This is a genomic window from Actinokineospora lacus, assembly GCF_053813445.1.
This window is the reverse complement of record NZ_JBQERA010000017.1, coordinates 84,110-95,647: the sequence shown is the minus strand read 5'-3', so window position 1 is coordinate 95,647 and position 11,538 is coordinate 84,110. Positions and strand designations below refer to the sequence as shown.

General features: G+C 73.6%; 8 protein-coding genes. 2 read left to right on the top strand and 6 right to left on the bottom strand.

The genetic code is table 11. From position 1 onward, the window contains the following. Positions 1-70 precede the first annotated feature (70 nt). On the top strand, positions 71-3,133 hold the full coding sequence (locus tag ACTG9Q_RS30975; RefSeq protein WP_455576495.1) for a glycosyl hydrolase 115 family protein: 3,063 nt from the start codon (positions 71-73) through the stop codon (positions 3,131-3,133). 42 nt (positions 3,134-3,175) lie between these two features. On the opposite strand, the gene ACTG9Q_RS30970 is transcribed toward ACTG9Q_RS30975, so the two are convergent. Then, positions 3,176-3,820 (bottom strand): class I SAM-dependent methyltransferase, encoded by a 645-nt coding sequence (locus tag ACTG9Q_RS30970; protein ID WP_455576494.1) that lies wholly within the window; start codon positions 3,818-3,820, stop codon positions 3,176-3,178. Positions 3,821-3,919: 99 nt separating this feature from the next. On the opposite strand from ACTG9Q_RS30970, the gene ACTG9Q_RS30965 reads away from it, so the two are divergent. Beyond that, positions 3,920-4,963, top strand: a complete 1,044-nt coding sequence (locus ACTG9Q_RS30965) for a beta-ketoacyl-ACP synthase 3 (protein ID WP_455576493.1) — start codon at positions 3,920-3,922, stop codon at positions 4,961-4,963. 88 nt (positions 4,964-5,051) lie between these two features. On the opposite strand, the gene ACTG9Q_RS30960 is transcribed toward ACTG9Q_RS30965, so the two are convergent. The 5 genes from ACTG9Q_RS30960 to ACTG9Q_RS30940 are packed head-to-tail and all read right to left on the bottom strand — an operon-like array spanning position 5,052 to position 11,229. Then, positions 5,052-6,404 (bottom strand): GH1 family beta-glucosidase, encoded by a 1,353-nt coding sequence (locus ACTG9Q_RS30960; protein ID WP_455576492.1) that lies wholly within the window; start codon positions 6,402-6,404, stop codon positions 5,052-5,054. A 45-nt stretch (positions 6,405-6,449) separates the two neighbouring features. Further along, positions 6,450-7,643, bottom strand: coding sequence for an MFS transporter (locus ACTG9Q_RS30955; RefSeq protein ID WP_455576491.1), 1,194 nt, complete (start codon positions 7,641-7,643; stop codon positions 6,450-6,452). Positions 7,644-7,700: 57 nt separating this feature from the next. Next, the gene (locus ACTG9Q_RS30950; protein ID WP_455576490.1) at positions 7,701-9,035 is read right to left on the bottom strand and encodes a UDP-N-acetylglucosamine 2-epimerase; all 1,335 of its coding nucleotides are present in this window, start codon (positions 9,033-9,035) and stop codon (positions 7,701-7,703) included. Positions 9,036-9,091: 56 nt separating this feature from the next. Next, positions 9,092-9,748 carry a response regulator gene (locus ACTG9Q_RS30945; protein ID WP_455576489.1) on the bottom strand — a complete coding sequence of 219 codons (657 nt, stop codon included), beginning with the start codon at positions 9,746-9,748 and terminating at the stop codon, positions 9,092-9,094. Beyond that, positions 9,748-11,229, bottom strand: coding sequence for a histidine kinase (locus ACTG9Q_RS30940; protein WP_455576488.1), 1,482 nt, complete (start codon positions 11,227-11,229; stop codon positions 9,748-9,750). Before ACTG9Q_RS30940 ends, ACTG9Q_RS30945 begins: the two co-directional genes overlap by 1 nt. Between the last annotated feature and the right edge of the window lie 309 nt (positions 11,230-11,538).

Below are 11,538 nucleotides of genomic sequence, written 5' to 3'. Positions count from 1 at the left end.
CTTGGAGGCTTGAATGACCAGGTCACGCTTACCCAGACTCCGATCGCTCTGCACCGCGCTCATGGTCGCTGTGGCTGGGCTCACCATCCCGCCCGCGGCGACGGCGGCGGAGGGTGGGGCGATCGCGCCGGGCGGGTACATCGCGGAGAGCCCGGGGCATGGGCGGTTTCCGCTGGTGTCGCGGGGGGAAGCCGCGCCGATCCTGGTGGAGGACGGCGACCACCCCGGCGTGCGGCGGGTCGTCAACGACCTTCGCGATGACATCGAGCGCGTCACCGGTGAGGCGCCCGCGGTCAACCCGCCGGGCACGCCGCGGGAGGTGGTGCTTGTCGGCACGCTGGGGCGCAGTGCGCGGATCGATCAGTTGGTGCGCGGTGGCAAGCTCGACGTCCGGGGGGTCGAGGGCAAGTGGGAGACCTCGCTCCAGCAGGTCGTCGACAACCCGATGCCCGGGGTCCGCAGGGCGCTGGTGATCGCAGGCAGCGACCAGCGCGGAACGGTCTTCGGCGTCTACGACGTCTCGCGGGCCATGGGTGTCTCGCCCTGGTACTGGTGGGACGACGTCACGCCCCAGCCGCGCCGGGAGCTCCACGTGCTGCCGGGCAGGCACACGCAGGGCACGCCCGCGGTGAAGTACCGGGGGTTCTTCATCAACGACGAGAACCCCGCGCTCGGGCGGTGGGCGCCGCGGACCTTCGGGCCGGGGCACGCCCCGGGCCACCCCAACGGGTTCAACTCCCAGTTCTACGCCAAGGTCTTCGAGACCATGCTGCGCCTCAAGGCCAACTACCTGTGGCCCGCCGTCTGGGGCCGCGCCTTCGCCGAGGACGACCCGGCCAACCACCGCACCGCCACCGAGTACGGCGTCGTCATGGGCACCTCGCACGAGGCGCCGATGATGCGGGGGATCGAGGAGTGGAACCGGCACGCCGTGGCGGCGGTGCGCGACGCGAACGGGGAGGTCGTCACCCCGGGGCGCGACCCGTACGGCGGCACCGGCGAGTGGAGCTTCCGCCGCAACCGCGCGGCGATCGAGGCTTACTGGACCGAAGGCGTCCGGCGGATGGTCGACCAGGACTTCGAGGGCGTCGTCACGCTGGGAATGCGCGGCAACGGCGACGTCAGCCTGCCCGACGGCGACGGCATCGAGCTGATGCAGGAGATCATCCGCACCCAGCGGGCGATCCTCGACCGGGAGACCGAGGGCGACATCACCGGCGTCCCGCAGGTGCAGACGCTCTACAAGGAAGTCCAGCGCTACTGGGACAAGGGCCTGCGCCCGCCCGATGACGTGACCGTCGTCTTCTGTGACGACAACTGGGGCAACATGCGCAAGCTGCCCGAGGACGACCTCCCCGAGCGCGCGGGCGGCTACGGCATGTACTACCACTTCGACTACGTCGGCGGCGGCCGCAACTACAAGTGGGTCGACACCACGCTGCTGCCCAACCTCTGGGACCAGCTCAACCAGACCTACCAGTCCGGTGTGGACCGGCTGTGGGTGGTCAACGTCGGCGACATGAAGAACCAGGAGCTGCCGCTGCAGTTCTTCCTGGACTACGCCTGGAACCCCGAGCGCTGGCCGCTGCACAGGCTCGACGAGTGGGAGCGCCGCTACGCCGCGGAGAACTTCGGCTCGGCGCTGGCCGGTCCCATCGCCGAGGTGCTGCGCGAGTACGGCAAGCTCCAGTCCCGCCGCAAGCCGGAGCTGCTCAACCGGCGCATCACCGTCGACCCGGCCAAGGACGTCGCCACCGACTCCTCCGCCGTGGTCTACGACGACCGCGCCACCCCGTTCAGCATCACCGCCTACCGCGAGATCGAGCTGGTCACCGACGAGTGGCAGGCCCTGTCCCGCCGGGCGGAGCACATCGCCACCAAGGTCCCGGCCCGGCTGCGGGATGCCTACTACCAGCTCGTCCTCTACCAGGTGAAGGCTGGCGCCAACCTCTACGAACTCCGGGAGGCCAACTTCACCAACCTGCTCTACGCCGGGCAGGGCCGCGCCGCCACCAATGACCTGGCCGACATCGCCGAGGCCCGCTTCGCCGACGACCAGGCCATGTCCGACTACTACAACCACACCCTCGCGGGCGGCAAGTGGGAGGGCTTCCAGACCCAGCCCAAGATCGGCTACGGCGACGTCGCGCGTTACGGCCCCAACGCGCCGTGGCAGCAGCCCGAGCGCGACCACGAGGCACTGCCGGACGAGATCTACCCGGCCGTGCAGCGCGTTGACCTGCCCGACCGCGCCGAGATGGGCGTCGGGATCGACGGCACGGACCAGTGGTGGCCCCACGCCGCCGGGGACGCCGTCCTGCCGGCGTTCAGCCCGCACCAGTCCCAGGCGCCGCAGTACATCGAGGTGTTCAACCGGGGAACCATCCCCTTCGGATACCGCGTCGAGGCACCATCGTGGCTGAAGGTCGACCGCCCGCACGGCACCGTCGACACCCAGGTCCGCGCCACGCTCACGGTGGACTGGAAGCGTGCCCCGCGCGGCAAGACCACGGTGCCGATCACGGTGCGGGGCAACGGCGCCGAGGTCACCGTCCAGGCCGTCGTGGACAACACCAAGGTCAACGCGCGCGGGTTCGTCGAGGCCAACGGGTACGTGTCGATGGAAGCTGAGCACTACTCACGAGCGGTCAACGCCAACGGCGTGCGGTGGGTGCGGATCGAGGACATCGGCAGGACCGGCGCGGGCATGGAGCCCTTCCCGGTGCGCGCCGACCGGCAGACCCCGGGTGGCGGCAGCCCGCGCCTGGAGTACGAGATGACCCTGACCACCGCCGGACCGGTCCGGGTGCTGGCCTACCTCTCGCCGCGCAACAACGTCTTCGACACCGACGGCCTGAAGTACGCGGTGAGCGTCGACGGGCAGGCTCCGCAGACCGTCAACATCACCACGGCCACCGGGGCCAACGACACCACGATGAACAAGCAGTGGGAGCGCAACACCTCCGACAACGTCAACCTCACGGCGACGACCCACGTGATCGACCGGCCCGGCAGGCACGTGCTGAAATTCTGGATGGTCGACCCGACCGTCGTCGTGCAGAAGATCGTCGTCGACACCGGTGGCGTGCGGCCGAGCTACCTCGGCCCGCCGGAGAGCAGGCGGGTGCGGTGAGCGGGCCCCTGGCCGGGTGGCGAGCCCGCCCGGCCAGGGGGTTCACCGCCCGCGGTACTCCGCGACGTAGTGCCAGCGCGGCGGCGGCGCGTCCTCGCGCGGCTCGTGCTCGGCCAGCGACACCAGCTCCAGCCCGTGGGCGGCCACCTCGGCCAGCTCGGCGGCGGTGAGCGGCAGGGCGATGCGGTCGGGCTCGTCGTCGGGACGGGCGGCGAACCCGGTCAGCAGCAGCCTGCCGCCGGGGGCGGTGAACCCCGCGATCGAGCGGATCGCCGCGCTCCGGTCGGCCCCGCGCAGCACCTGGATGGTGTACGCCTCGAAGACGAGGTCGAACCCGCCCGCCCACTCGGCGGGCGGGTCCAGCACGTCGGCGGCGTGGAAGTCGACGTGCGGGTAGGCCGCCCGGGCGGCGTCGACCGCGGTGGGGGACAGGTCGAAGGCGGTCACCCGGTAGCCGCGCGCGGCCAGGTGGGCCGCGTCGTGCCCGTAGCCGCAGCCCACCACCAGCGCCCTGCCGGTCGACCAGGCCGCCAGGCGCGGGTTCGGCTCGGTGCGGTGCCAGGGCACCGACGGCCCGCCCTGGGCCGCCTCGTCGTAGAGGCGCTCGAACCACTGGCGATCGCCCGCGGCGTTCGCGGCGGCGGCGACGCGGGTGGCGCGCTCGTGGTCGGGGTCTCGATAGGTCACTGGCGCATGGTGCCCGACACCCGTTCCGGCACAATCCTCTGGTGAGAAACAAATCACAAGGCAGGCGCTACCCAAGGGTAGTTGTCCAACCTTGCTCGGGTGGCAGAAATCGCACTCCGTTGGACCCCGGGCCCGGTAGGGGCACAGATAGTCGGGGTCGGCTCGTACCGCCCTGATCGCGCCGTCGACAGCGCGGGAATCGCCGTCCGGTTCGGCAGGACGGGCGAGTGGGTGCGCGAGCGCACCGGCATCGTCTCGCGCCGCGTGGCCGACGAGTCCGAGTCGGCCGCGGTCATGGCGGCGGCTGCCGGGGCCCGTGCCCTGGACCACAGTGGACTCGCCCCCGCGGACGTCGATCTGGTCATCGTGGCGACGTGCAGCGCCGACTCGCCGATCCCCGGCCTGGCAGCGGGGGTGGCAGTCGCGATCGGCGCGGGCGGCGCCGCCGGGTTCGACCTCAACGCCGCGTGCGCGGGCTTCTGCTACGCCCTGGCCGTGGCCGCCGACACCGTGCGCTGCGGCTCGGCGCGCACCGTGCTGGTCGTGGGCTCGGAGCGGATGACCGCCCTGGTCGACCCCACCGACCTGGGCACCAGCATCATCTTCGGCGACGGCGCGGGGGCCGCGGTGGTCACCGCCGCCGACGAGCCCGGCATCGGGCCGATCGTGTGGGGCAGCGACGGCGCCGCCGCCGACCTGATCCACATTCCCGAGGGCGGCCTCATGCACATGGCGGGCCAGTCGGTGTTCCGGTGGGCGACCACCGAGATCCACCCCATCGCCCTGCTGGCCTGCGAGCGCGCGGGCGTGCGCCCGGCTGACCTGGCCGCCATCGTGCCGCACCAGGCCAACCTGCGGATCATCGACGCCCTGGCCGTGAAGATCGGCGCCCCGGGCGCGGCCGTCGCCAGGGACGTGGTGGACGCGGGCAACACCTCGGCGGCGAGCATCCCGATGGCCATGGACCGGCTGCTGGCCGAGGGCGCGGCGCCGCCGGGCGGGCTCGCCCTGCTGATCGGCTTCGGCGCGGGCCTCACCTACGCCGCGCAGGTCGTTCGGTTGCCTCTAGGCCGTGTGTCAGGTGTGGGGTGCGGGAGAGTCGCGATCAGTTCGGTCGCAGGCGGCGCGGACGGATCGTCCTAATACCGGTGTTGTATTCGGGCGTGTCCGACCCGTGCCGCCTGCGGGCGGACTGGCGCGGCTATGCCGTGCTCCACACCTGACACACGGCCTACGGGTTCCGGCCGCTGTGTAGGCGGATCTGGTCGCGGTACCAGTAGTAGGAGTCCTTGGGCGTGCGGGTCTGGGTCTCGTAGTCCACGTGGATCAGTCCGAAGCGCTCCTGGTACCCGGCCGCCCATTCGAAGTTGTCGGTGGCCGACCAGGCGAAGTAGCCGCGGACGTCGACGCCGTCGGCGATCGCGTCGGCCAGGGCGCGCAGGTGGGCGTCGTGGTAGTCGACGCGGGCCTGGTCGGGGACGCGGCCGTCGACCGGGTCCGGGTCGTGGAAGGAGCAGCCGCTCTCGGTGATGTAGACCGGGGGCAGGGCATCGCCGTAGCGCTCGGCGAACATCGCGACCGTCTCCCGCAGCGCCTCGGGGACGATCGGCCAGCCGAAGTCGGTCCTGGGGCGGTCGGTGATGGGACGCGGCTCGAAGGGCAGGCCCGGGGGCAGCAGCGCGCCCTCCACCTCGGCCGACTCCCCGGAGGCCGCGCCCACGACGGTGGGCTGGTAGTAGTTGATCCCGTAGAAGTCCAGCGGCTCGGCGATGGTCCTGAGGTCGAGCGCCACCGGGCCGGGCATCGCCGCGGCGAGTTCCGGGGCCGGGTACTGCCCGCGCAGGATCGGGTCGGAGAACATCCAGTTGACCAGCGTGCGGTAGCTCTCGGCGGCGCTGACGTCGGCGGGCTCGGCCGAGGCGGGCCGCACCGGGCCGTGGTTGTTGGCGATGCCGATGCCCGAGCAGCCCTCGGCGCGCAGGGCCTGCACGGCCAGGCCGTGGCCGAGCAGCTGGTGGTGCACGGTGGGCAGCGCCTCGAAGCCGAGCGCGCGGCCGGGGGCGTGGCTGCCCAGGGCGTAGCCGAACATCGTCACCACGACCGGCTCGTTGAGCGGCATCCACAGCCGCACCCGGTCGCCGATGCGCCCGGCGACGACGGCGGCGTACTCGGCGAAGCGGGCCGCGGTGTCGCGGTTGAGCCAGCCGCCCGCGTCCTCCAGCTCCTGAGGTAAGTCCCAGTGGAACAGCGTGACCGCGGGCGCGATGCCCGCCGCGACCAGCTCGTCGACGAGGCGGTCGTAGAAGTCCAGGCCCGCGGGGTTGACGACCCCGCCGGGCATGACCCGCGGCCAGGCGGTGGAGAACCGGTACGCGCCGACGCCGAGCTCGCGCAGCAGGGCGACGTCCTCGGGGTAGCGGTGGTAGTGGTCGCAGGCGACCGCGCCGGTGTCGCCGCCGCGCACGGCGCCGGGGCGCGCGGTGAAGGTGTCCCACACCGACGGGCCGCGCCCGTCCTCGGCCACCGCGCCCTCGACCTGGTAGGCCGCTGAGGCCACGCCCCACAGGAAGCCGTCGGGGAACATGCTCACTCCTCGGGTGGATCGGGTGGATCGGGGTGGATCTGTCGGTCAGCGGACGGAGCGGATGCGGAAGACCAGCCCGGCGCCGAGCAGCCCCACGACGGCGGCCACCGTGTAGAGCATCGGGTAGCCGCCTGCCGAGCGCACGATGGGCGCGGCGATCACCGGGGCCAGCACCTGGGGCAGCGTGTTGGCGATGTTGACCAGGCCCAGGTCCTTCCCCCGGTCGGCGGCCGCGGGCAGCACCTGGGTGATCAGCGCGAAGTCGACGGCGGTGTAGGCGCCGAACCCCACTCCGAGGACCAGCGCCGCGGTGATCGCGCCCGGCCACGTCGGCCAGACCGCGAGCAGGATGGCGGCCACGGACACCACCACGCCCGACCCGGCCACGAACACCCGGCGCAGGCCCGCCCGGTCCGACCACGCCCCCGCGACCACGACCGTCGCCAGGAGCGCGACGGCGTAGAGCACGGTCAGCACGAGGACGCCGCCCTCGGGGTCGGCCACGCCGACCGCGTCGTCGAGGAAGTACAGCAGGTACAGCAGGGCGATCGCGTTGCCGAGGTTCATCAGGAACCGGGTCAGCCACGCCCAGCCGAAGTCGGGGTGGCGCCGGGGGTTGATCAAGAACCCGCGAGGCCGCCCGCCGCGCGGCCTCGCGGGCGCGGGCGGCTCGCGCACCAGCGCGAACGGCACCGCGCCGAGCAGCACGACGGCCGCGCAGACCAGGTACCCGCCCGCGACCGTGCCGCCCGCGACGGCCAGCCCGGTCCCGGCCATCACCCCGACGGTCTGCGCCAGCCCGAACCAGCCGCCGACCACGCCGCGGCGCGCCTCCGGCACCTGGTCGGGGATCGCGGCGCTCAGCGCGGCGAGCGGGGCGTTGAGCGCGACCTGCACCAGGCACCAGCCCGCGACCATGCCCGCCGTGGACCCCGCCTGGGACAGCACGACCAGCCCGCCCGCGCCCGCCACGGACCCGCCCACGACCCACGGGGCGCGGCGTCCCCAGCGCCCGGTGGTGCGGTCCGACAGCGCGCCCCACACCGGGTTGGCGACCATCGAGCACACCGCGCCGAGGCCCGCGACCACGGCCAGCAGCGCCTCCTTGCCCATCGGGTCGATGACGTCGGCCTGCTTGGCCAGCAGGATCTGCAGCGGCCCGTACCAGCCGACGAAGGTGGCCACCGTGGTCAGGACCAGCGCCGCGGTCCAGCGCGCCGAGACCACGGGTGTCGCCACGCTGCCCCCTAGGACGTGAAAAACGTTCGCGTCAGCATACGGGCGGGCGCAAGGGGATCAGTGCGGTGTGGACACCGCGCCCACTGGCCGCGCGGACAGCCCGAGCAGCCACTCCACCGCCTCCTCGCAGCGCGCCGCCGCCTGGCAGCCGCCGAGGGGGTCGGTGCCCGCGGAGCACGGGCCCTGGGTGTGCGCGTCCTGAGAACGCGTGTCCGGGGAGTGCGGGCCGAGAGTGTCCAGCTCGACGGTGTTCGGGCTGGCGGTGTTCGGGCTGGCGGTGTTCGGGTCCACGGTGTTCGGGGGGGTGCGCGGACCGGTCAGCACCAGCTTCTCGGCCAGCCGGGCGATGACCGCGCGGTCGGGGCCCGCGGTCCACGGGGCGCCGGGGTGTTCCGGCTCCGCCCAGGAACCGCCCTCGCCGGAGATCATCAGGGCGGGCACGCCCAAGGCCGCGGCCTGCTCCACCAGGGGGCCGGGGTCGGAGATCACGGCGCTGGAGGCCGCGAGCAGCCCGACGAGGTCCGGCTGCGGCGGCGGGTCGGCGACGACGACGCGGACCAGGCGGCCCAGCATGTCCTCGGCCTGGGCGCGCAGCCCGCTCTCCCGAGGGGCGGGCAGCACGACCTCAAGGTCCGGGGTGGTCAGCACCAGGTCCGAGACCGCGTGCAGGACGCCGGTCAGCGCCTCGCCGCGGTGCCGCTCGGAATCCAGGCACACCAACGTGATCCGGCACTCCCCGCGCGCCGCGGCGGCCTCGAGGTCGGCGTGCTCGGAGCGGCCCCTGCGGGACAGGGCGAGGCGGGCGGCGTCCACCGCGGTGCTGCCCACGGTCAGCACCGTGCGGTGCGCGTGCGCCTCGGCGGCCAGGTTCGCGCCCGCCGCCGCGGTCGTGGCCAGGTGCAGGGAGGCGACCTGCGCGATCAGCCTGCGGTGGCCCTCCTCCGGGAACGGCGCGGTCAGGTCGTGTGAGCGCACACCCGCGTCCAGGTGCACCACCGGGACGCGCCGCCAGAACGCCGCCATCGCCGCGCCGAAGGCGATCGCCGAGTCACCGGCGACCACCACGGCGTCCGCGGCGCAGTCGGCGAGGACCCGGTCCAGCGCGGACATCAGCGCCGGGGCGGTGCTCAGGCTCGCGCCCTCCAGCGGGACGACGGCGTCGGGCGCGGAGCCCAGGGCGGCCAGGGTGTCCGCGGCGGCGGGGCCGCAGGCGGTGAGCAGCACCCGGACCCTGCCGTGCGCGCGCAGCCGCAGCGCCAGTGGGGACAGCCGCACGGCCGCGGCGGCCTCACCGGCGACCAGGCACACCACCGGCTCCCGGTCGGGCCGGGCCTGCGCGGGGAGCGGGACCAAGGTGCACAGTGCCAAGGCCGCCCCCTTCCGACTGGGCACGACGCTACCGCCGGTGCGCCGAACGCGCAGCCGACACGCCGACCAGCGCTTTCCTCTTAGGAGTGACCGCCGCGCGGGCCGGAGCGCAGCCGTGTGGCGTACACCGCGGCCTCGGTACGGCGGTCGAAACCCAGCTTGTGCAGCAGCGTGGAGACGTAGTTCTTGACCGTCTTCTCCGCGAGGTAGAGCTGGGTGGCGATCTGGCGGTTGGTCATGCCCTCGGCGATCAGGTCGAGGATCTTGCGCTCCTGCGGGCTCAGGGTCGCGTAGCGCGGGTCCTCCACCCGGCCCGCGCGCAGCCGGTCGAGCACGGTCGCGGTGACGCCCGCGTCCAGCAGCGAGCCGCCGCCCGCCAGCGTGCGCACCGCCGAGACCAGGTCGTTGCCGGTGACCTGCTTGAGCATGTAGCCCGCGGCGCCCGCCATGATCGCGCCGAAGAGCGCCTCGTCGTCGGAGAAGGAGGTCAGCATCAGGCAGGCGGGCGGTGGGGACACCGCCGAGCGCAGGTCCCGGCACACCGTGACGCCCTCGCCGTCGGGCAGCCGCACGTCCAGGATCGCCACCTGGGGCCGCAGCGCGGGCACCCTGGCCAGTGCCTGGGCCGCGGTCGCCGCCTCGCCGACGACGGTGATGTCGTCCTCGGCCTCCAGCAGCTGGCGCAGGCCCCTGCGGACCACCTCGTGGTCGTCGAGCACGAACACCGAAATCGCCATCAGCCCTCCCGGCCGCGCAGCGGGACCTGCCAGTCGACGTGGGTGCCGTGCCCGTCGGGGGTCTGCACCCGGCACCGCCCACCCCAGCGCTCGGCCCGCCGGGCGATGTTGGTCAGCCCGCCGCGGTGGCCGATCCGGCCCGGCAGCCCGGCCCCGTCGTCGCGCACGAGCAGCACCAGCCGCGTCGCCGTGCGGTCGACGGTGACGCTCACCTGCACCCGGCCCGCCAGGGCGTGTCGGACCACATTGGACAGCGTCTCGCGCAGGGTGGCGATCAGGTCGAGCTGGATCTCCGGCGGCACCACCGAGTCCAGCGGCCCCTCCAGGCTCACGCTGGGCTCGAAGCCGAGGGTCACGGTGGCGTCGGAGATCGCCCGCAGGATCTCCCCGCGCACGCTGTGGGAGCCGTTCGCGGGCTCCTGCAGGGAGAAGATGCTGCGGCGGATGTCGCGGATGGTGGTGTCGATCTCGCTGACGAACCCGGCCAGCCGCGGCGCGACCGGCGCGCCGTCGCCGCTGCGGCCCAGCCCCTGCAGACCGAGGCCGATGGCGAAGAGCCGCTGGATGACCAGGTCGTGCAGGTCGCGGGCGATGCGGTCGCGCTCCTCGAACAGCGCCAGCCGCTGGCGGTCCTGCTGGGCCTCGGCGAACTCGATGGCCAGCGCGGCGTGGCCCGCGTAGCTGGTGATCATGGCGATGTCGTCGGCGCTGAAGGGCGCGGCGCCGTTGCGCTTGGCCACGATCAGCACGCCGATGGGCGCCTGGCCGGTGCCCAGCGGGACGAACGCCGCCGGGCCGAGCATGGCGATGTCCTCGCCGAGGGTCTGGAACGTGCGCAGCGAGCGGCGCACCGTGGCGTCGGCGACCGCCTCGAAGGCCCGCGGGCGCCCGGTGCTGTAGACGTCGCCGGAGATGCTGTCGGTCAGCCCGACGCGGGCGCCCGCCAGCTGGCCCGCGAGTACCCCGTCGACGGTGCGCATGATGATCGTGTCGGGCCCGTCGGGCACCGCGACGATGGCGACCACCGCGTCCGGGATCTCCCTGGCCCTGCGGGCGAGCAGCGCGAAACCCTCGTCGGCCGACGGGCCGGTGCGCAGCACGGCGGTGACCTCGTTGGTGGCGCGCAGCCACTGCTCTCGGCGCTGGCCGCGCTCGTGGCGGTGGGCGTTGCCCAGCGCCGCGCCCGCGGCCTGGGCCAGCACGGCCAGCGCGCGCAGGTCGGCCTCGGCGAAGGCGGGCGCGTCCTCGGCCCGCGTGACGCGGAGCATGCCCACCGCGGCGCCCGCCACGCTGATCTGCTCGGTGGGGCCGGTGCCCGGGTCCTCGGGCGCGCCCGACGGGGCGGTGGCGCGGTCGGTGATCTCGCCGTCGGGGCCGAGCACGGTCAGCTCGGCCCGGGCGGCCCGGGTCAGGGTCACGGCGGCGGCCGCGGTCTGGCGCAGCACCGTGGCCACCGACAGGTCGCGCCCGATGGCGAGCACGGCGTCGAGGAGCGGGTCCGGCGGGGCCGCGACGGTGACCGCCCCGAACCCGCCCGCGTCGCGAACGTCGGTGTCCAGCTCCGCCTCCCCTCGGCCGCGCGCCCGCTATCGGCGCGTCTGGTGTTCAGATCGCTCGGTATGCCGTCATTGATACACCCTGACCGCGATTTTTTGCCCAATCGGGCTAATTGCGCCCACTTGTTGGTTGGCAATTCCCGGGTTGCCCCTCCTTCCGGTGATCTTATGACCGTCGACACCGTGCGTGGATCTTGGGTGACTGCGGGTGGACGCCACGGCTCCACCTGGGGG

What these genes read in the sequence shown, in the direction of transcription:
- ACTG9Q_RS30945 (WP_455576489.1), bottom strand. Translation starts at nt 9,748, where the DNA reads ATGGCGATTTCGGTGTTCGTGCTCGACGACCACGAGGTGGTCCGCAGG.
- ACTG9Q_RS30960 (WP_455576492.1), bottom strand. Translation starts at nt 6,404, where the DNA reads ATGTTCCCCGACGGCTTCCTGTGGGGCGTGGCCTCAGCGGCCTACCAG.